The following is a 22,083-nucleotide window of genomic DNA, read 5'->3' as shown; positions in this document are numbered from 1 at the left end:
TGGGCTTTACCGTTCATTCACATGACGGCTGTCGATGCCGTAGAGAGAATCGTGATGGGGGGAAACAGGTTTGGATTCGAGGTACCGCACACAGCATCTTGTTTGAGCCACTTGACTTGATTTTCACGTACGCACAGATGCCGTCCTCCTTAAATATTATTGAATCACAAACTATACCTCTACTCCATAAAGTTTAAAAGTTTAATCGGAGGCCACAATGAAGCTTCGTCGGCAGCAACTGAACCATTGGCCGAAACTGTCCTGGTTTGCCAAAGTCACCGACGACACCGTGAGTGTTCTCCACGGGTGTCGGGTCGAGTATTCTGACGAGTGGATCTTCGAAGGAACGTGGGCGGGGGAATTTGGAAAAGGTGATTTTGATCGCGAGGTCCCTGTCATCATCGGAACAGGCGTTCGACTAAGAGATAACACGGTGTCGTTTGTTTGCTCCACGGGTTCGCTTGACCGATTATTCTATGTGAACAAAAAGAAAGAACTGCTGGTCTCCAATTCATTGGCTTGCCTGTTGTCAGCAGCTAAGCTCCGTTTGGACCCCGCCTTTCCCTACGCGACAACATTGTTGCGTTACTTCAATAATCATCGGCATCGACCCAAAAGTTTGCCGACATTAGACGGAGATATCATTCAGTTTTTGACCTATGAAAAACTCGTCTACTCTAAAGAAACGCTGGAAGAACAAACCCACGCTGAGGATACCTTCGCTTCGTTTGAAGAGTATGAGGATTACCTGCGGTCAAGGATGTTCGCCATTCGAGCTAATTTGCAGGATGAGCAGCGTCGGTTCAAGGTGGCTCCGGTTGCAACAATTTCTAGGGGGTATGATTCAGCCGCCTCCGCGGCGATCGCCAAGCCCCTTGACATTCGTTCCGCTCTTACAATCTCGCGCGTCGGCAAACGGGGGCACGATGATTCGGGTGAGGAGATCGCGGACAAGCTCGGCATCCCGGCAAAAAGCGTTATTGAACGTCGATCGGCTTATCGAGACTATGATTTAGTTTTGGCTGGATTAGGGCAATCTGGTGACTTGAACATGACACTATTTGACTATCCGGATGATTTGACTCTTTTGGTTGTGGGAACTGCCGGTGATTTTGTGTGGCAAAATGCGTTGAAGAAAGAATTCAACGATTCGAATCACTTCCTGGATCGACATGACACAACCAGCTGCCAGTTGGCCGAATGGCGATTACACAAAGGAGTGTTTCTTGCCAATATCCCATCCATCGGGGCTTCCAGAATCGATTGTTTGAAGCAAATTAACGAAAGCGCTGCTATGGATCCGTGGCGGATTGGCGGTAACTACGATAGACCTATCCCGCGCAGAATACTCGAACAACAAGGGGTGAGGAGGGATTCATTCGGAATTAAAAAACGAGGAGCACTTTGTGCTTACCAAAGATTTCATTTTAACAATTCCGAGCAACAAAAGGACTTGGAGATGTTTTTTGAACTTCATGGCAAGCGCATGCCGGGCAAAAGATTGGGTAGCCTTATTGATACTGTTCACTACCTCCGCAAGAAGGTAGTAGACTCGTTCGGCAAGAAACAATTCGCCAAATTCACTAGTTTTATTAGCTTGCCGGACCACAGCGATTTGCTCTTCGTTTGGGCCAATGCTCGTTTGGCAAGAAACAACTATTCTATTATGTCTCAAGAATCTGACCCGATACCTAAGGACGATCTGATTAATTCTTCCGTCTGACAAACGCGCTGTCTCTCCGAAGGACGTCCTGTAAGTTTTCATCACGGAGACTTCGAAAAGTCCGTCGGATCCTCCTTTTGGGGAACCAACATCATTCCGCATAATCATCGGGGACCATCCTGCCCTGTCGCCAAGACCAGTCCACATCCGTACAGTTGAATGCCTAGACTGCGAAGAAATTGACCGATGACATCCGGTCGTCCGCGCTTCCCGCCAACTTGCCTTCGGATATCGATGGAGTTGTCTTCGGGGCAACCGGTCATACAGGTCTTGAGGGACCAGCGGCATGGAAGTCTCCCTGTGCTCATACTCCTTTGATGACGTCCTTCAAACGGGCCACAAGGGATCATCCCTCATTCGCCTGCACGCCTGGTTGATAGGTGGCGTATATGTAAACCGGGATGGACAAGTGGCCGAGATGTTTATCGATCAAGGGCTTCACCTCTTTCCAGTCGAGCCCACCGACACCCGTTGCCAAGCGAGGAAGCGCCACACTTCTGACCTTCTCGCTTTCCACCATCTTCGAGAAGGCTTTCAGGCAGTGATTGACGTTCTCGATCGTGGCTTTCCCCGGTTTGGCCCCATGACTTGGAGCAGACTCCTGGGTGAACAGACTCACGATGCGTACCCCTCCGGCGCCCGCCCACGCCCACAGTTCTCCGGTTTTCGGAGTAAACGTCTGACAATAGTGTCGAAAATCTTTGTACATGGCGGGCCACTGTTGGCGCAGGCTCAATGCCAAGCCGTTTGCATAGCCGTCGTTCGGCGCCACGCCATGCGCCACCATTTCGGCCCTGGTCAGTAAGATATCTCCGGTGACTTCTTTCAGCATAACAACTCCCTTGTTTTGTGAGTGGGACGGCATGTCCGCCCCCTTGTCTCTTTACCTCGCTGCATTGACGCTTGCTAAACTCCCATCCGTCGGCTATGAAAATGAGGAATCGTTCCGCCTCATTCTGGAGCCTCATCGTGATTCACGTTCGGCCGGCGACAGAAGTTGATTTTCCCGCTCTTCTTCACGTGCAACAGGTCGCCTTCGGCGAATATGCCGGCGTCTACAACGTCAGCGGGTGGACCACTGAAACTCTCGAGAGCCTCCAAGAAGACGCGAGGGAAAAACATATTTTCGTCGCTGAAGAAGGAGGAACGATCGTCGGTTCCGTACGCTTCTGGACGGTGGCGGGCGTCTGCGTGATACGGTTGCTCTCGGTGAGTCCCACCCACCAGCGTCGAGGAGTAGGGAAAGCCCTGATCCTCCAAATCGAGCAAGCGGCGACCGATACTCACAAGTTTTACGCCTGCACCATGCTTCGCACACCACGGAACATCCAGTTCTTCATGAGCATGGGTTACAAGGCCGAAACGATTCTTCCGAATCACTACGATCACCTTGACCTGATCTGTTTTGCCAAATACCGCTGACTCGCCTAACCGATCCTCTCGTTACCACGCACCCATGAGGCGCCGACTATGGAGTCTTCGCGCAACGGAACCCGTACCCAAAGAGTCGGTTCGTCGGCTGCGCATCGAACCGGTGCGCGGACCGCAGAAACTCAGACACATACAGCCAGGACCCGCCCCGCACTACTTTTCCATCGCCTTTTGCCGGTCCGATAGGGTTTTTTTCGGGGCTCTTCTTGTAATAGTCCAGTTCATACCAATCAAATACCCATTCCCAGGCATTCCCGGCCATGTCATAGATCCCGTAGGGGCTCTTTCCGGCTTCATACGATCCAACCGGAGCTAAGGCGTGATGGTCATCCCACTCCTTTCTTCCGTAATTGGCGTGGAGTCGACTCGGCGCCTCATTGCCCCAGGGATAGATCCGCCCGTCCGTCCCTCGCGCAGCTTTCTCCCACTCCGCCTCGGTCGGCAGGCGCTTACCGGCCCATTTGCAGTAATTCACGGCATCCTCCCAACTCACATTGACGACCGGGCGTCGCTGATGTTGAGGTTGATTCATGGTGCTCCAGTCCGGAGGCTCCTCCATATCAGTGGCCTCCAAGTACCTGGCATACTGCCCGACCGTCACTTCATATTTGTCCATATAGAAAGCATTGAGCGAAATCTGCCGCACGGGCTTTTCATCATCGCCGAGCGTGCTCCCTCTGGTAAACTTCCCCGCCGACACCAGGACCATCTGCATATCGAGCGTCTCGGTCTCTCCCGCTCCTCCTGCTGATCCGGCAGATGACAGATATTTCGATGTGGTGGCTCGCGATCGCGGGAGTTTGGCCTGAAGCTGTTGATAGAGCGTCTGTTGCTCCCCGCTGAGACCAAGCTCCTCGGCGCTGTGCAAAGCGTCCTCTGCTTGCTTCGTTTTTCCACTGGCGATCAGGCCCTTCCCCTCGTTCAGGAGCCGCCAGACCGTCGTCTCCTCCCGCAGCCGCCACACCTTCGCTTTGGATTTGGGCAAGTATGATTTCGCCCCGGATTTGGCATCCAGCTCCAACGCCGCATCGTAATGTTCCTCCGCACAAGCCCAGGCCTCTAAGGCTCGACAGGCTTCGGCCAGATTGAAATGAGCCGGGATATTGGACGGATCTTTCAGGAGACCGACCTCCAGCGCAGCTCTCGCCTCGGCATACTGTTTGTTCTTCAGCAGATTTTCCCCCTTGGAAAAATCCGGTTCACCGGCGCCCGCGGCATACACAACCACGGATTGCGCGCTTACCCCCGAACATACGAAGCACAGCAAGGTCGCCCTCACCAGTATCCCGCTCATGGAAAGATCCTCCCGATTGATTGTGGTCGCTCCCTCTTGGAGTCAGCCTCGTCTCCAAACTAGGATCCCCTGCCATGCCGGCCCGGCAAGCTCACCGAAAATCCATACAAGATTAGTGCCCATGCCCCAGGTGCCTTGCGATCTTCTGACTCACCACGCACTGGAGTAATGGCAGCATGCGATGGCATGGCACTCCTCAGCGCAGCTCCTTTTCCCTTCCCTCTGCGGGGCTGGCTCGATCCCTCACTTCGCGCATCGAGGGAACACTTCTGATGTGAGCCTCGGCGAGCGCAGGGATTGCCCCCTGCAGCCCGCTCGCTTACACCCATTCCGGCGCTTCTTCTTTCCCGACTTCCCGTCCCGCAAATACACTGTAGAGAGCCGGCAGGACCACCAGCGTCAGCGCCGTCGAGGTAAAGAGTCCTCCAATGACGACGCTGGCGAGCGGGCGTTGAACCTCGGCTCCAATTCCTTGCGCCAGCGCCAGCGGTAGAAGGCCGAGCAACGTCGTCATCATGGTCATCACAACCGGGCGCAATCGAAGGCTGCAACCGGCCAGGATCGCCTCGTCGATCTGCCGTCCCTCGTGGCGCAGCTGGTTGATGTAAGAGACCAGGACGATTCCGTTCCCCACCGCCAGCCCGAATAGCTCGATGAAGCCGATGGAGGCCGGTACGCTCAGATACTGTCCGCTCAGCCACAACGACACGACGCCGCCGATCAAGGCGAACGGGAGGTTGAGGATGATCAGGGCCGCATACCGCAGGGAATGGAACGCCCAGAACAAGAGAAAAAAGACGAGGCCCAGCGTGATTGGCACGACAATCATGAGCCGTGCATTGGCTCGCTCCATGTTTTCGAACGCCCCACCCCACACGACGGTGTAGCCTTCCGGCAAGTGAAGCTGGGCCGCGAGCTTCGCACGCCCTTCATCCACGACGCCGCCGATGTCCCGGCCGACGACGTTGAAGCCGATGTAGATGCGGCGCTTCACATGCTCCCGACTGATGCGGGCCGGGCCTTCGTGCATGTCGATCTTGGCCAAGTCGCTCATGGGGATGAGCGCCCCGGAGGCCGACTTCACACGGATCTCTCCAATGGCGGCCACGCTGTTCCGGTACGGTTCCGGGAAGCGCAAGGTGAGTTGAAACCGGCGTTCGCCTTCATAGACCTGCGTCGCCGGTTGGCCGCCGATCGCGGTGGTAATAATCTCCTGCACATCCGCCACGTTGATGCCGAACCGGGCGATCTTGTGCCGATCGATGTCGATAATGAGATAGGGTTGTCCGGCGACCTGTTCGACCTTCATGTCCTTGACACCCTCGATTGGCTGGATGAGGGCGGCTATTTCCTGCGCCTTGTCGCGAAGCACGTCGAGATCGTCTCCGAACAGCTTGATGGCGCACTCGGTCCTGATGCCGGAGATCAGTTCATCCACCCGTTCCTGAATCGGCTGGCTCATGAGGACGGAAATGCCTGGAATGTCGGCGAGTTTCCGACGGATGGCATCGGTCAATCCCGATTGGGTCTTCGCAGTCGTCCACGTACTGCGGTCGTGCAGCGACACAATCGGATCGCTCTCATACAGATCTTCCGGATGGTAAGGAATCTCCGCACGCCCGATCCGGCTCACCGCGGCCTTCACTTCGGGAAATTCCAACATGGCCTTTTGGGTCTCTTTCTCCAGCACGATGGATTCAGCGAGCGAGACGCTCGGCAACTTCACGATTTGCGGAGTCAGCGACCCTTCCTCGAGGAGTGGAATGAACTCCCGCCCCACGAACGGGACGAGGGCCAGGCTGCCCAACACAATCGCGGTGGAACCGGCCAGAATGAGACTTCGGTGCCGGAGCGTCCATTGCAGCACCGGCAGATACCGTTCTTTCATCCACAGCGTCACTCCTGTCTCTTCCGGATGGTCTCCGCGCAAGAAGAGAGACGCAAGCACGGGTGACAGGGTCAGTGTCACCATGACGGAAGCCAAGAGTGCGATCACCAGCGTGTAGGCCAGCGGCGCGAACATCTTGCCTTCCATTCCTTGCAACGTCATGAGCGGCAAGAAGACAACGCTGATGATCAGAATGCCGAACAGGATCGGTCGGCCGACTTCCTTCGTGGCATGGAGAATGACGCTGAGCCGGCTGTCTTCAGATGCGCCGCGATGTCTGGCCAGGTGCCGATAGGCGTTTTCCACGACGACCAGGGACCCATCGGCGATCTCCCCGATGGCGATCGCCAGCCCCCCGAGGGTCATCAAGTTGGCCGAAAGCCCGAACTGCTCCATCGCGATAAAGGTCACGAGCGGCGTGACGATCAACGTCACCGTTACGATGACGGCGCTACGGACATGCCCCAGGAAGAAAAAAAAGACGAAGACCACCAGCACAATCCCTTCAAGCAACGCGTCACGTACCGTATTGATGGCGGCATTCACCAGCTCGATGCGATCGTAGAATGGGATCAGCTTCGTGTCTGCAGGGAGGACATTGCCCTGCTGCAAATCCTCCACTTTCGTCTTGACCGCCTCCACCACCTGACGAGCATTCCCTCCACGAAGCATGAGGACCGTTCCGATCACGACTTCCCGTTCACCATTGAGCACGACTGCCCCATGGCGAACGGCGTGGCCGATACGGACTTCCGCGACATCCCGGACGAAGACCGGCGTGCCGCCGACCTCTTTGACGATGATGGATTCGATGTCACCCACCGTCTTGATCAGCCCAAGCCCTCGCACGATCGCGCGTTCGGCATGACGCTCCAGCACGTTGCCTCCGACATTGGCGTTATTCTTCACCACCGCCTCGTAGATCTGGTGCAGCGTCAAATCGAACTTGCGCAGCTTGACCGGATCGACCAAGACTTGATACTGCTTCACGAACCCTCCCATGCCGTTCACGTCGATCACGCCGGGGATACCCTTCAGCAGCGGTCGCAGGACCCATTCCTGCAGCGTGCGCTGATCCATCAACTCCGTCTCGATGACCTTCGGATCGGTCGCCGTCGCATGGGGCCCTTCCAAGTAATAGTGATACACCTCCCCCAACCCCGTCGTGACAGGCGCCATGATGGGCTCAAGTCCATCCGGCAACCGCTCTTTTGCCGCCATGATCCGTTCGAGCACCAACTGGCGGGCGAAATAGATATCCACATCGTCGTTGAAGACGACCGTGATTTGGGACAGGGCAAACTTCGAGAGCGATCGAATTTCCGCTAAGCCCGGCAGGCCGGTCATCTGAAGTTCCAGCGGATAGGTGATGAACCGTTCAACTTCGACCGGCGAGAGCCCCGGTGCATCGGTCAGCACCTGCACCTGTATATTAGTCACGTCGGGATAGGCGTCGATCGGGATCGACTCAAAGGCCATCACCCCCACGACGGACAACAGACAGGCCAAGCCGATGACCAAGATCCGTTGCCGCAGTGAGAACTCCAGAAGCGAGACGATCATAATGACGGCTCGATCTTGTGTCGCTCCATTTCGGACTTGAGAGCGAAGGAGCCCTTCGTCACCACCAGCTCACCTGCCTTCACCCCCTCCAGCACCCTGACCACATCTCCCTCTTCGGCTCCCAATTTGACGGTCCTGACCTCGAAGACACCGGCCTCCCGTTGAACAAACACCGTCTTGCCGACAGGCCCGTCTTGGACCGCCGTGAGCGGGACGCTCAGCGTGTCCGGACTCGAGGCGGTGTACAGGCTGACGAGCGCGAACATTTCCGGCTTCAACAGTCGTTCGGGATTCGGCACCGTGACACGCAGGCTCATAGTGCGCGTGGCCGGATCGAGCACATCTCCGACGTAGGTGATGGTTCCCTTGAAGATGGCATGAGGATAGGCCGCTAGGACCACGTTGACATGCTGATCCTTGCGGATGAATTGCACGTCCTTCTCCGGCACATTGCCGATGACCCACACGTCGGTGAGATTGGCCACCGTGAAGAGCTTTTGATTCGTTTCGACCACTTCACCTTGCGTGATATTTCGTGTGATGACCCGCCCGTCGAACGGGGCGCGCAACGGTACGTTGGCCTTGATCGTCAATTCCCGATCAAGCCGGTCGATCTCCTCCGGTGGCACACCGAGCAGTTCGAGACGGTTCTTGGCTTCGCGCAGGTCGGCTCGCGCCGTCTTCATGGCCGCCTCGCGTCGTTGCAGTTCCGCCAAACTGATGGCTTTGTTGTCGTACAGATCCTTGGCACGGACATGCGCAAGCTCCGCTTCCTGCAGCCGTGCCCCGGCCTTGAGATAATCGCCTTCCGCCACGCCAAGGTCCACGCTATGGAGCATCGCCAAGAGGGCCCCTTTTCTTACATCCTGTCCGACATCCACATGAACCTTCACGACCCGGCCTCGAATCAGGGTGGTCACTTCGGCCAATTCATTTTGATTGGCTTGGACCGTGGCGGGGAACTCACGATGCGAAAGCATCTGCCCCTGCGCCACCGGCACAAGTTCCAGGGGCATCCGGGATAACTCCTCCGGGGTCAGACGCAGGAATCCCGGCCGTACGGAAGACGAATTCGGTTTGACGGCGGAACTATCCGCCGGCTTGTTCTCGCACGCCACCCCCGCCATGACGAGGGTACAAGCCATCAGGCCACGGATGAGATGAAAGAAATATCTGGTTTTGCTCTGATGCCGACGGTTATGCACCACAAATGATCTCAGCCTCCTCTACGATATCTCCGATCCGCTCGTTCTCGCTCTAGCGCTTCTCGCACGGGGCATGCCTTTCCGAACACATGGTTTTTTTCATGCACAATCCGTCATTCGTGGTCTATTGCCACGGTGCATATATGGAGCTGTAGCGAAATGCGACAGTTTCGCGCTAAACTACGGTCTCTCTGGCGCGATTGATCGTTGATTATGAGATACTGATTCTAAAAGAGATCGACCCTAGATGAATGTCCAAGCTCAGTTCCCAAATGAGCAATCAGCGGCCGGTGAATTTACGCGCCAGCCGGACGCATTTCGAGGATGGATCACAGCCGACGGCAGCTCAGGCTATCCGTCCGCTGCCGGCCGATACCATCTGTATGTGTCATGGGCCTGTCCCTGGGCCCATCGTACGATCATCGTCCGCAAGCTTAAACGGCTGGAATCTGTGATCGGTATGACCGCCGTGGATCCTATCCGTGATGAACGAGGATGGGCGTTTCGCGAAGGCCCCGGCCACTCTCTCGACCCCGTCAACGGGTTCCGGTTTCTTGGCGACGCCTATCGCTCGACCGACCCGAACTATATCGGGCGCTTTACGGTGCCGGTATTGTGGGACTGCACAACTAGGCGTATCGTGACCAATTCCGATGATGACCTGATGAGAATCTTCAACGGCGAGTTCAATCGCTTCACCGAAAGCCCGATCGATTTGTACCCGGATGGATTACGGCAAGAGATCGACGAGCTCAACACGTTTATTTACGAGAATGTGAACGATGGAGTCTATCGAGCAGGTTTCGCCACCTCGCAAACCGCCTATGAACGAGCCGTGCGCCGATTGTTCGCCGCGCTGGATCAGCTTGATGCGCGCCTGGCGACGCGCCGTTATTTATTCGGACCGGAATTCGTGGAAACCGACTGGCGCCTCTTTGTCACGTTGGTTCGGTTCGACGCGGTATACCATGGACATTTCAAATGCAACGTCCGACGAATCGCCGATTACCCGAATCTCTTCGGGTATCTCAAAGATCTCTACCAGACCGACGGGATCGCTGACACCGTGAATTTCGATCATATCAAGCGGCACTACTACATCACGCACGACGATATCAACCCAACCCGCATCGTCCCCATCGGTCCGGAACTGGATTTGTCGAGACCTCACGGGCGTGAACGTTTCGTCTGACCATTTTCCCCAAACCAATGCATGCATCGCTATGTTTTTCCCGCTTAACCTGCTGGGAGCGCTGAAGTGGATTGTCCAATCGGCTAGACAGTCTTGATGACATTCTCCTCATTTCGCTGAACACGCCTGGCCTGCGTGGCGTTGTAGGCGCCTCTTTTTGCGGAGTTTTGGGGCATTCAGATCGAGCACAAGAGTTGCTCCACAACGAATGCATGAGTCCCAATCTTCTTAACTGAAAGGAGCGGTTATGGACATGATGTGGTTGTTTGCGCTTGTGATGGGTGCACTCCTCCTCGGGGGGATCGTCGTCTATAAGAAAAGTGTGTAGCTCGTCGGCTCAGGCATGGGCATCCCCCCTGTGGCAAGGCCTCATCTTCCTGAAAGGTGCCTTTGCGCTGCAGAGTGAGCGTATTGTGAAGAACGGCCTTATTCAGGACAATGGCACGCCCGCTTCGTCGGGTCCCTCCAAGTGACAGCATGGCTCACCCCCAGAGGGGGTGAGCCATGGATTCGTCTTCACCAGTACCTCAATCAGCCGGCTATGACTTATCTGACCACGAGGACGGAAGAAGCGCTCTGTTGTACCAGTTTCGTCGAGACGCTGCCCAAGAGAAATCGGGCGACAGTATTTTTCCCTTTGGCTCCGGTCACGATCAGGTCAGGTTGTTCTCGATTCACCACCTTCATGATTTCCTCGGCGGCCGGTCCCACACATGGAAATTGTCTGACACGATACCCAGCCTTTTCAAGCATTGCCCCCTCCTGCGCAAGCAATTTCTCTCCCGCCTCCTTCACCATCGTGTAGCGCAGAAACGGCATGACATGGACCAACAGAACCAGCGGCGGCTTGGTTTTCGATCTGGCCGTGAACTGTTTGATCAAAAATTGAAGCCCTTTTTGAGATGACGGAGACCCATCTGTCGCGACCAACAGCCGTCGAAGAGGTTGTGGGGGCTCTTTCACGATCAAGACCGAACAGGACGCATGGAGCGTGACCGCCGTGGAAACGCTGCCCAGCACAAACCGGTCGATGGCATCGAGCCCGCGGCTCCCGACCACGATCAACCCCTTACGCCCCGCCTCTTCGATGAGGGCTTGTGCGATCTTGTCTTGCACGACGCGCACCGAACCCTTGAGCCCAAGCTTCGCTAACTGCCGCTTCGTCTCTGCTTCCACCCGCTTGGCTCGAGACTCCACAAGATGAATGGCTTCCCCTTCGTCCGGTTCATACCCGCTGACGGACGGTTGAGTGAGGAACGACGGTCGCACGGATTGAAGATCCATGGCATGAATCGCCGTCACCCGCGGTCTTGCCCGAAACGGCAGCTCGCCCAACCAACCCAATACCCATTCTGAATATTTCGATCCATCCACTCCTATGACAGCTTTCATTGCATCTTCCCTTCTACGCGAGGAGTTCTTTTCCATCCCCTCCTGTAGGTAACACCACAAGATGCCCGGCGTTGCGCGATGCATGAACCACGCGGCACCCCACAGGATGTTCGGAAGCCGGTGGATGAGAGCCTCTTCCGGATAAGAGCCCCTTCCGGTAGGGAGTGAGGGTTCCTCCTTTCTATTATTTGGAAAGCAATACTAATGCCATGTCCGTAAGGGGAGAAGCCATGGCCTAGATCCGATGAATACCTCATAAATAAATGATTGGCGGGTGACTCGACTTTTGGTAGAGTGCGGGCCGCATTGCCGAAGCTCATTTTATTATTAATCTCAAGAGGATAGTCACTAGAATGAGGACAATATCAGTGTGTAGGTCGTCCCGCTTGATGCGAAGAGAATGTGGACTCGTCTTTGCCGTCTCGTTGATCGTACTCTCCGGTTGTGCCGGTCAACAATCCGTAGCTCATCCTCTGCCTTCTTACATCAAGCAGGATGCGCTCCCGATGCTCCTTGCCGATGCCTCTCAGAAGATCACTCCCTCCGCCGTATCGGCGACCGACGTCTCTCCAGACGAGCCACTCGACCCGTTCGCCGAGCCAGGTGAAGAAGCAATTGAGGAGCATGATCCCTGGGAGCCTCTAAATACCAAATTCTTTGAATTCAACCGGCAACTCGATCGATGGATACTGAAACCGGTCGCTAAAGGCTACAACGTTGTCGTACCGAATATCGTCCAGATCGGGATCAGCAATATCTTCTACAATAGCCGTGTGACCCCACGATTCATGAACAATATGTTTCAGGGGAAATTTAGAGGCGCGGGAATCGAGGCCGGCCGGTTTCTCATCAATACGACGGTTGGGATCGGGGGATTCTTTGATGTGGCTCAGCGATGGAATCTCACCACACCGGAGGAAGATACCGGACAGACGCTCGGATTTTACGGCATCAAACCTGGTCCCTATCTTATGGTGCCGCTTCTGGGACCGTATACGGTTCGCGACCTAGTCGGATATGCCGGAGACATCGCCCTGAATCCGATTTACTGGCTCATTCTCCCGACTATGCACGACATCGATGCCATACCGACGGTGATCTCTCCAGATGAACGGGCGGCCATTTACGGCATCACGATCGGCGTGCGTGCGACGGAGATCGTCAACGATCGCTCCCTGAATTTGGAAAAATTCCAGGGCGTTGAAGAATCGACTCTGGACCTCTATGCGGCAGTCCGTAATGCCTATCTTCAAAAACGGGCCAAAGCCATCCGAGAATAGCCGATTCTCTGTCACTAATACCCGGTCTGATTTCATGCTCATCGCTATTACAATCTATTAATAACGGTCTGTTGTGACGACACCCGAGTGGGATAACGACGAAATATGAAGGGAATGAAAGACTAGGAGGATCCACCGGAACAAGGCAGACCCATGATTGTGAGGTCAGCGCACCTGACAGCCACCAATGCGGGCCCACAAGGCACTGAGCCCCTCACAAACGAAGATGCGGGGTAGAGCGCTCGCTACACGCTCTTCTTGTACACGATGATGCCGCCGATGAAAATCACGAGCATCACAACGGCAAACATCAAGAAGGTACTATCCATGGTTCCTCCTTTCGTCCGGACCCGTCACGCAACGAAGTGAAATACCACAGCACACCTCCCAACGATGAGACCGATGGACATCCTTTCCCTGGACAAGCTGCAACGAATGACACCTTCAGGGTCTGATGTCAGACAACAACTCGGCCCTTCGCACCTTGGGAATCTATATGTGGCGCAAATTTAATCCGGAGAAAATCGACTGTCAAGTAGCTTGGACAGGACGTCTCGGACGAATGCAGCCTGGTCAGGATGCGAAGGAATTGGGACAGTTGACATCGGATAACGCATGACGTTTGAACGGGATCTCGTTGAGTGGAGGACTAATATGGGTTAAGACTGATCCGATGATCTAAATGACGTTGTCGTTCGCTTCAGGCGGATACCGCTCGAACGTGCCGCGTGTAGGATCTTTCGTCGAACAGGGGCCGGTAACTCTTCAGGCACATACACACCGACAAGGTCGTGCGGCATATGTTTGACAAACACTGCCACGAGATGCGCGGTACTCCAGGCGATCGGTGAGTACGCGAGTTTTTTGTGGCGCAACTCAAAGAGCGAAGGGAATTTGGCATCCCAGCGGATCCGACAGGGACGTTCTCCTCGAAACCCATAGACCGACACGGCCACGGCAAAACGGGCGTTGTGCAGGATCCCTTTTCGGACCAGTTTGATCATCGCACGAGGAGTCTCCGTCGCTGGGAATTGGACCGCGCTGAGTCCACGCGACCGTTTCAGTTTGCCTTGGCGATACCATCGCCGAAACCGCTCCATGTCGGTCCCGCCGATTTTCGCGTCGACACTCCTCAGGCGAAGAACGCGCGGCAATGTCGTGACTTCATCTTGAGCGGCCAACACGACGCTGACCAACCCAATCGGCGGGGGAAATCGAAACCGTTCACGCTCGCCGAATTTGACCCCGAAACCGAAACGGCCGTTGCGATAGACACGTGGGCGCGATATGGCTTCGTCAAATGATGATTCGGCCGACCACTGCGAGACCGGGTTATCCGATGCCGTATTCTCAAAAATTCGTATCTCTGCTTTCTCCGCCTCGTCAAGACCGGCCGCCGCCTGAGCTGCGAGGAGATTGGTTAATCCGGGCGCCACGCCCGCATGGATGAGTGCCCATCGTTGTTTCTCCCGGAATCGCCGATCGAAGGACAACTGTTCCGGTCGAAATGGGTTGGCTCGGAGATGTGAGGCGGTATCGAGATAATGAGCCTGTACACGAAGAGCCGCCCGCATGATGATATTGTTCAAGACGGGGGGGCATGCATTGATCAGGAGGTGGCATCCTTCGGTTGCTTTGACTACGTTTCGAAGATTTCGGGCATTGACCCGTTGGATCGCAATGTCTGATGTGTCCCCGAGAAAGTCGCGTGCACGGTCCGGATCCCGGTCGCCACAAGACACGTGATGGCCTTGCCGGACAAGTAACCTCACAAGAAGCGATCCAGTAGCCCCGACTCCGAGAACGAAGATCCTCATGAAGCGGCCACTGTACCACAAACCTTCCGCGTGGATTAGAGAACGCAGGGAGTCATGTACGAAGATGATCCGCCGTCGTCAGGAGTCCAACGGATTCATCTCACTCGCTTGTTATCTCGCGAGGTGCGCTGCTGAGGGGCGTCGCCCTTCGATGGCTAAGACATTTCAGGGAACAGAACGGTGGACCGGCAGGGACTACCGTCTTCTTCTCCCTGCAGTCCAGAAAGTCGCGGCAATCTGCATGCACACCAATATCATCTACAAGCTTATATGACGGAGAGTCATCCCCCAGACAAACGTTACGCGAAGCGGAGGTGACGGTAGGCCGTACAGCTCTATTGTCGGGGATGAGGATAGAGCCGATCAGAGGTTAAACGGTACTGTGAAGGTGCCCTTGTCTGGAGGAAAATTGTGATGACTCGCCTCCTGAACCGACCCGGACGGTATACGTTCTGTCTGGATCCAAGGTCACGGAAACCTTTCCTGCTTTGTTTAAGTAATCAATGGCTAGGTACACTTGGTTCCAGGTAAGTTCCGGGCAGAGCCCGACCACCTCTTCCATTGAGCAAGTGGAACCAAACTGTTCCAAGGCTCCATAGACACGATCTATAATCGCTGAAACTTGCATAAGTTCACCACTCAGAGGTCAAACCTCGCAGCGTCTCTAGTCAGATCTCGAATCATCCGATTCGAAGGAGACAAACTAAACATTAACCACGGCTAATAGTAAGTACTGTGGAAGGACTTTGTGAACTAGTAATTTCACTAGAAAGATGTTGGTATATTACTAGCGAAACTGAAAATCCATGGGCGATCGAATCATAATGTTGTGGTGATGATGGCGAGAGATACCATTAGTGGAGACAAGCCGGTTTGAACTCTTACGAGGACACGCTCACAAGACCTTCCGCGATCGCATATTTGATGAGCTCAGCAGTTGAGTGGAGATCGAGTTCTCCCATAATACGAAACTTGTGAAATTCCACGGTCTTGACGGAAATATTTAAAATCGAGGCTATGGCCTTGGTACCCTTTCCCTCGGCGACAAGTTGTAAGACCTCCCGTTGCCGCTGGGTCAGGGAGGTCACCAATGGCTTGCTGGGCTGGCCATCGGGGGATTGTAGCGTCGCCGCCAAAACATCTTTCGTGATGAGCGGAGTCATATAGTGTTGTCCCCGCATGACCGCCTGAATGGCTTGTTTAAGCTCCACCGCAGCAGACCGTTTGATCAAATAGCCGGAGGCCCCTGCCTTAAAAGCTTCGGTCGCATAGGTCGGGGTGGCATGCATCGTCAGGAAGATCAGTTTACTTTCCGGCGTCAGTTTACTGATTTGCCGGGCCGCATCCAATCCATTGAGCAACGGCATCGAGATGTCCAGCAATACAATGTCTGGACGCAGCTGCTGTGCCGCTTCCACCAAGGCTCGCCCATCCTCCACCATACCGACCACCTCACCCTCGGCTTCCACCAACTTCCGAAGCCCAGCAAGGACGATGGCATGATCGTCGGCCATCAGGATACGGGGCCGCTTCATGTGACCTCCATCTCGCAAGGCACCCACGCACAGACCTTTGTGCCGTGGGATGGCTGCGAGTGGATCCGAAAGAACCCGTGCAGCTGTCGCAGTCGTTCCTCCATACTGCTCAATCCCAGTCCCTGTTGGTGAGCACGCAAGTCTTGCAGATCAAATCCCTTTCCATTGTCGATGACGGACAGGCCCACCCCCTTTGATGACCCGCGAAGCTGGACCGCCACGGCCGTCGCTTCCGCATGCTTCACCACATTTTGGACGCTTTCCTGCATGACGCGGAAGAGACAGGTCGCCTGATCGAGCGGCACCGCATTCGGAACATCCAGAATCTTCAGATGGATGGGTAAACCCGTGCGTCGGGATACCTGATGGACATGGTCTTCGACGGCCGGGCGCAATCCCGCGTGCTCCAACAACGAGGGATGAAGCCGGTACGCGAGCGTGTGCACATCGTCAGAAAGCTGCTCCAACTGTTCGCGCAGCGGTCCCAACGCGTGAGCCAGTTCAACGGGCTCGGTGGAAGGATGGCGTTCCAAGGATGCCACTTCCAAGACCAGCGCGGCCAACCGTTGGCTCACGTCGTCGTGCAAATCACGGGCGATTCGTTGCCGCTCATGCTCCTGTGCTTTCAGCAGCTTGGACGTCAGTTCTTCCAGTTGCACCTGCTGCTGATGCAATTCGAGTTGGTTGCGATGCAGAGCCTCCTCCGCCTGCTTGCGTTCGGTGATGTCGACTGCGACACCTCCCAAGAGCACTGGCGTACCCTTATGATCGACGATGGGAAACTTACTGACGAGCGCATGACGGATTTCCCCATCCCGAACGAACGGTGCGACCTCATGCAGCGGTGCCTTGTTCTCCCGCACTTTCTTATCGCTTAATTCGTACTGTTCAGCGATCTCCTCCGGCCACAACTCCCGCGCCGTCTTTTCTTTCCAATCTAATCCTTGGATGAGAGATTCTTCAAACAGCCGATTGATATACAGATATCGGCCTTGAACATCTTTGATCCACGCGAAGCCGTGCAAATTATCCATAAAGGATGCGAATCGGCGCTCGCTCATTTTCAGCGCCTCTTCGGCATGTTTCCGTTTCGTGATATCGATCATCGCCCCCAAGGTTCGAGTGGGGCGACGTTCCGGTCCGTCATGGTCGAATAACGTCCATGACCGAAAACTCACCCACCGGATACCGCCGTCATGTCGCAACACACGATGTTCAACCGAGAAAAGATCGTCACTGGCAGGGTCCTGTGCCTGCTTGATGGCAGCGACAATTGCGTCGCGGTCTTCCGGATGGATCAACCGGATGTATCCTTCCAGAGAAGCCGGTTCATCGGGCCCGACTCCGTAGATTTCTCTCATCGCGGGAGACCAGTACACTTTTCCGGTGCGATGGTCATGATCGAAAATGCCGAAGTTGGCCAACCGAATGACTTGATCGGACCGTTCCTCTCGTTCGTGCAATGCGTTCTTGGCTTCCACGCGGGCCGTCACGTCTTCGGTGACGACGACAATGCCGCCCACGTCACGGCCGCTATACCAGGGACGAACATCCCAGGTGATCCACTGGACGGAGCCATCGTGCCGAACGAACGGGTCTTCGTCCGCGCTCAGTACTTCTCCCGTCAATCCACGACGATGTACCTCCTTCCATCGCACTGGGATCTCGGGAAGTACGTCGTAGTGTGATCGGCCGATGAGGTCGCCGGCAAGCCGGTAATCTTCCATCCAACGACGGCTCGCCGCCAAGTAGCGCATCTCGCGATCAAACATCGCGATCGCAGCCGGGGCGTGCTCGACGAACAAGCGGAATCGTTCCTCACTATCCCGCATCGCCGCATTGATTCGTTCGAGATCGGCCGTTCGTTGCCGAACGCGTTGTTCCAACTCGTCATGCGTGCGGCGCAACGCCTCTTCAATCCTTTTGCGTTCGGTAATGTCATTGCCGATCGTCAGGAGGCAGGGTTTCCCCCTGAGCGTGATCAGGTCTGTCGAGATGAGGAACTGTCGCAATTCACCGTTCTTCATCCGCATCGACACTTCAAGATTGCGGACCGACCCTTCCGTCTTCAATCGATCGATGAGTCTGGCTCGATCATGAGGATCAGGCCAGATTCCCAACATCAACGTCGTTTTCCCGATGACTTCATCCCGGCGGAAACCGTAAATATCCAGGCAAGCGTCGTTGACTTCGAGACACAACCCGGTCTCGAGCTCCGTGATGCCGATGGGATGAGGGCTCAGACGGAAGGCTTCGGCGAAGAAATCGTCTCTTGCCGATTCGACCGCCTTCCCTTGCCAATCCTCTGTGTGAGGAACGTCCGAGAGCAGCCGTGCCTCCATCCAACGCTTCTTTTTGGTTGAGTTCGGTGTCATAGGGTAAAACTATTCTAGGCTTCTTACCTAAAGCTCGCAAGACTGAATTCCTGCACGGGCTATATCGGTAGCCACACTGGTCGGCATTTCATACAATTTCTGAACCCACACGAGTCATGACACAGCCTATGGTAGAAATTGTTCGACTCATGGGAATTTTTAACGACCGATGTTCGTGCAAGCATGCGGTAGGTAAAAAGGCTTTATATCTCTCTCCAAGATGATCGAGACCAGTGCCGAATCACCCACGAACTTCATATGCCATCGTCAAAGAGAGAGACACGCAGCGAAGACCATTCACGGCATCCGGTCGACGCAGAAGAAGAAACATCGGTTCGATGGCAAGGTCGTCTGGCATCGTGTAGACTCAAAGGTGACAGTTGTACTGGAGTGGCGAGTTTAGGAGAGAACACCATCGAATGGTACATCTCTGTGCGAGGAAACGGCGGGTTTCCACGAATGGCTTGCGGACTGTGGCGCTCGTCTTTGTCACTTTGTGGCTTTTCGCTTTTTCAGCTTCTTCGCAAGGGACCGAGGCTCCGACGGAAGCGGTGCGCGAGACGGTCACCAAGATTCTCCGTATCCTCGACGACCCATCCCTGAAAGACCCAACCCGACACGCACAGCGCCGTCGAATGCTGGAAGAGATTGCCGCCGACAGGTTTGACTATGCCGAAATGTCGAAGCGCGTGTTGGGCGGTTATTGGAGACCGCTGACTGAAGTTCAGCGGAAAGAGTTCGTCGAGGTTTATAAGAGTTTCCTCTCCGATAAGTATGCCGGAAGAATCGAGGACTATACGGGACGAAAACAAGAAGTGGGATACTTGGCGGAACGGATCGAAGGTTCGTATGCGGAAGTCCGGACGGAGTTGCGATCGGACAAAACCGCTCTTCCCATGGACTACCGCCTCTTGTTGAAGGATGGCCAATGGTCTGCCTACGACATCATTATTGACGGGGTGAGCCTGGTCAGCAACTATCGGAGCCAGTTTCAGAAGATCATTCGCGAGAGCTCCTACGATCAGCTGGTCACCAAGTTACGCGAGCGAACCGTGGTCGACGAGCCAAAATCAAAACGATAACTCGAGCGCTGCCACTGGGGCGCCCCAACCTGCAGCTTCACGATCCGATCGGGCCTGGCTCGCTTCAATCGTGTCGCCTCTGGCGGCCAGGCGGTCAGCATGTCCAATCATCCGCATCTGCTGAAGTACTGCGCTTGTCTCATGACGCCTCCTATCGGTCAGCGCCAGGATTGAGAATCATGGGGACATTCGTCTTTTCGGGCACGATGATCGTCTTCGCGTTGGGACTTTCATAGAGCTTGAACCGCAAGTAGTCCGGCGTCAGCGTTTTGGTGATGATTTCCTGCGCCTGCGACTGCCCGATGGCGCGGATTCTCATGCTGTCGGCTTCGCCTTCCGCGCGGATCTTCAAGGAATCGCCTTCGCCCTTGGCTTGAATCCTGGCTATCTCGGCATTGCGCTGCGCAATCACCACCTCGAAATCCTTCTGCTCCTTCTCTTGTTCTTTCGCTTGTTTCTGTTCGATGGCCCTCAATACCATCTGGGAGAATTCCATTTCCGAGAGCGCCACGTTGTAAACGTCCAGGTGACGCCCTTTCATCGCTTCGACCACGACAGCCTCGATTTTGCTTCCAATTTCGCTGCTGCGCTCGGGAAGCGTGACCATGGAATAGTTCGCGACGACTCCGCGCACAGCCGACAAGAGTTGCGGGTGCACCAGTTGCCTGTACCAATCAGGCCCCACTTCCTGCGCTAGAAAGTAGATTTCATCGGGAACTGGGCGCATCGTGATCGTGGCGTAGACCGTGACCGGCAGGTCGTCTGCGGTCAATGCATCGACCTTTTCTCGGAAGCTTTTCCATCGGGTGTCATAGATCAAGACGTCATTCCAAGGCGCTCGCCAGAAAATGCCTTCCTTGAGCGGTTCTTTCGTCAGTCCGGTGGTGAGGGGATACCAACGCAACCCCCGACTTCCAGGACTCACCGTACTGATGCAGCCTTGGAGGACCATCATGATCGGGATCAGCAAAAACAGCAGACGTGCCGTCGAAGAATGTGTCATATACTCCTCCTCTTTCGATGAGGTTAATGATTACCGGACGGTCTGTGGCCGCTGCCCGTGGCGACTCACGGCGGCATGAGCCTCGGCTACACGTTCAAGTTCCTGCGCCGTTTGTTCGTAGTAGTGAGCCAGTGACCGCGCACCGGCGACGGCGTCATCTTCGGGCCCGAAGAGCGCCTCGAAACGCGCCGCAGCGGTCGTTTGCGCATGGGCCTTTTCGCGCATCGAAACGGCTTGATCCCGGTAGTAGCCGGCTATGGCTTTCTGATCATGGGCGGGATCGAAGGAGCTCAAATCGAGAGGCGCATCAGCGGCGCAGCCACCGAATCCAAAGAGACACACCACCAGACTAATCCCTAACTTCACCGGTGGTGTGCGAGCCATCTTCACCATCAGCCGCATCTTCCGGTAATGAAGCATTCGCTACCAGCCCAATGATTGTACTACAAGCCGTACTTCACGGAATTTGAGCATGCGTCATAATGTTAGTTATGCGAATAGAGAGAGTGTCTTTTCAGTCTATTTTCCGACAATCTTGGTGGCACGCCGCAACTGCCACGCAAGACTGGTTCGGTTGAAGGCCCAGAACGGTGAAATCGGTAAGCCTGCCTTGCGCAAAGCATGAGCCGCATACTGGTGGCAGGTGTGAAACAGATGATAAGAACTCCTCGCAGGATAAAACGCAGATCGTCCAAACGAGGCGAGCGGAACCTCGTTCAACAGAGTCGATCGCAGATGTTGTCGGAGCCGCTGATGGCCCTCCTCACTCAGGCGGAACACGAACCGCTCAGCGGGTGGTTGTGGCGTACGATCCGCCCACACGCGATCATGATATCCCATTTCGACGACACCCTCAGTCGGCCAGAAGAGCGCGCGAAGAATCCCGACAAGTCCCGTCTTGCCCTCCACATACCACGCGCGCTCGGCATAGCCCCACTCCTCAAACAAGTGCTGAATGCTGAGCGATGAGTGCTGAGGAGAAATTCCTCTCTCCAGACTAAAATCTGACGGCTGATCGCTGTCTGCTTGATAAGTCGGAAACGCGATCATCGCGTGCCAGGTATCGAGCGAAACAATGACGGTCTGAGCCGGCGAGTTTTGCGCAGGCGGCCACAATCCTTCGACCGGCAAGGCACAGCCCGAGAGCGCTAGGATGGCCGAGAGAGCGACCACTATGACGGGACGAGCCGGTTGCAAAGGATTGCGAGCCTGTCTTTGATTGTGATCAGCCTTGGGCTAATGCACTGTCCGGACATCCTCGATGCCTACCGACCAAGCCCAACCCACGGTCGCGGTCTTCATA

17 protein-coding genes are annotated in these 22,083 nt (G+C 55.4%); 6 read left to right on the top strand and 11 right to left on the bottom strand.

The window, feature by feature from the left end; genetic code table 11:
- The first annotated feature begins 217 nt into the window (after positions 1–217).
- Positions 218–1,723, top strand: a complete 1,506-nt coding sequence (locus tag A4E19_05295; protein OQW32775.1) for a hypothetical protein — start codon at positions 218–220, stop codon at positions 1,721–1,723.
- Positions 1,724–2,069: 346 nt separating this feature from the next.
- Here the strand turns inward: A4E19_05295 and A4E19_05290 are convergent, their stop codons facing one another.
- The gene (locus tag A4E19_05290; GenBank protein ID OQW32774.1) at positions 2,070–2,555 is read right to left on the bottom strand and encodes an Appr-1-p processing protein; all 486 of its coding nucleotides are present in this window, start codon (positions 2,553–2,555) and stop codon (positions 2,070–2,072) included.
- 101 nt (positions 2,556–2,656) lie between these two features.
- Between A4E19_05290 and A4E19_05285 the strand changes: the two genes are divergently transcribed.
- Positions 2,657–3,145 (top strand): hypothetical protein, encoded by a 489-nt coding sequence (locus A4E19_05285; protein ID OQW32773.1) that lies wholly within the window; start codon positions 2,657–2,659, stop codon positions 3,143–3,145.
- A 46-nt stretch (positions 3,146–3,191) separates the two neighbouring features.
- Here the strand turns inward: A4E19_05285 and A4E19_05280 are convergent, their stop codons facing one another.
- The 3 genes from A4E19_05280 to A4E19_05270 form a co-directional block, all read right to left on the bottom strand.
- Positions 3,192–4,448: a hypothetical protein gene (locus A4E19_05280; protein OQW32772.1), complete on the bottom strand. Its 1,257-nt coding sequence runs from the start codon at positions 4,446–4,448 to the stop codon at positions 3,192–3,194.
- 319 nt (positions 4,449–4,767) lie between these two features.
- Positions 4,768–7,899, bottom strand: coding sequence for a cytochrome-c peroxidase (locus tag A4E19_05275; GenBank protein OQW32771.1), 3,132 nt, complete (start codon positions 7,897–7,899; stop codon positions 4,768–4,770).
- Entirely contained in the window at positions 7,896–9,107 is a 1,212-nt protein-coding gene (locus A4E19_05270; protein OQW32770.1) for a hypothetical protein, read from the bottom strand. Before A4E19_05270 ends, A4E19_05275 begins: the two co-directional genes overlap by 4 nt.
- Before the next feature lie 244 nt (positions 9,108–9,351).
- On the opposite strand from A4E19_05270, the gene A4E19_05265 reads away from it, so the two are divergent.
- Positions 9,352–10,296 (top strand): glutathione-dependent reductase, encoded by a 945-nt coding sequence (locus A4E19_05265; protein OQW32769.1) that lies wholly within the window; start codon positions 9,352–9,354, stop codon positions 10,294–10,296.
- A gap of 546 nt (positions 10,297–10,842) precedes the next feature.
- Here the strand turns inward: A4E19_05265 and A4E19_05260 are convergent.
- Positions 10,843–11,688, bottom strand: coding sequence for a hypothetical protein (locus tag A4E19_05260; GenBank protein OQW32768.1), 846 nt, complete (start codon positions 11,686–11,688; stop codon positions 10,843–10,845).
- A gap of 389 nt (positions 11,689–12,077) precedes the next feature.
- Between A4E19_05260 and A4E19_05255 the strand changes: the two genes are divergently transcribed.
- Positions 12,078–12,968, top strand: a complete 891-nt coding sequence (locus A4E19_05255) for a hypothetical protein (protein OQW32767.1) — start codon at positions 12,078–12,080, stop codon at positions 12,966–12,968.
- A 659-nt stretch (positions 12,969–13,627) separates the two neighbouring features.
- Here A4E19_05255 and A4E19_05250 read toward each other — a convergent pair.
- The gene (locus tag A4E19_05250) at positions 13,628–14,785 is read right to left on the bottom strand and encodes a hypothetical protein (protein ID OQW32766.1); all 1,158 of its coding nucleotides are present in this window, start codon (positions 14,783–14,785) and stop codon (positions 13,628–13,630) included.
- On the opposite strand from A4E19_05250, the gene A4E19_05245 reads away from it, so the two are divergent.
- A complete protein-coding gene (locus tag A4E19_05245; GenBank protein OQW32765.1) occupies positions 14,784–15,059 on the top strand; it encodes a hypothetical protein in 276 nt (91 codons plus the stop codon). The two genes, A4E19_05250 and A4E19_05245, sit on opposite strands and share 2 nt — an antisense overlap.
- Positions 15,060–15,666: 607 nt before the next feature.
- Here the strand turns inward: A4E19_05245 and A4E19_05240 are convergent.
- The gene (locus A4E19_05240; GenBank protein ID OQW32764.1) at positions 15,667–16,320 is read right to left on the bottom strand and encodes a DNA-binding response regulator; all 654 of its coding nucleotides are present in this window, start codon (positions 16,318–16,320) and stop codon (positions 15,667–15,669) included.
- A complete protein-coding gene (locus A4E19_05235) occupies positions 16,317–18,662 on the bottom strand; it encodes a hypothetical protein (GenBank protein OQW32763.1) in 2,346 nt (781 codons plus the stop codon). Before A4E19_05235 ends, A4E19_05240 begins: the two co-directional genes overlap by 4 nt.
- 452 nt (positions 18,663–19,114) lie before the next feature.
- On the opposite strand from A4E19_05235, the gene A4E19_05230 reads away from it, so the two are divergent.
- Entirely contained in the window at positions 19,115–19,777 is a 663-nt protein-coding gene (locus A4E19_05230) for a hypothetical protein (GenBank protein OQW32762.1), read from the top strand.
- A gap of 151 nt (positions 19,778–19,928) precedes the next feature.
- Here the strand turns inward: A4E19_05230 and A4E19_05225 are convergent, their stop codons facing one another.
- The 3 genes from A4E19_05225 to A4E19_05215 form a co-directional block, all read right to left on the bottom strand.
- Entirely contained in the window at positions 19,929–20,780 is an 852-nt protein-coding gene (locus A4E19_05225; GenBank protein OQW32761.1) for a hypothetical protein, read from the bottom strand.
- Positions 20,781–20,810: 30 nt separating this feature from the next.
- Complete coding sequence (locus A4E19_05220) at positions 20,811–21,173, bottom strand: hypothetical protein (GenBank protein ID OQW32760.1); 363 nt, start codon at positions 21,171–21,173, stop codon at positions 20,811–20,813.
- Between the two features lie 126 nt (positions 21,174–21,299).
- Entirely contained in the window at positions 21,300–21,977 is a 678-nt protein-coding gene (locus tag A4E19_05215; protein ID OQW32759.1) for a hypothetical protein, read from the bottom strand.
- Between the last annotated feature and the right edge of the window lie 106 nt (positions 21,978–22,083).

This window comes from Nitrospira sp. SG-bin1 (genome assembly GCA_002083365.1).
In the GTDB taxonomy this organism is placed as follows: Bacteria; Nitrospirota; Nitrospiria; order Nitrospirales; family Nitrospiraceae; genus Nitrospira_D.
Note: the sequence above shows the minus strand (reverse complement) of the source record. Positions and strands in the feature narration are given on the sequence as shown.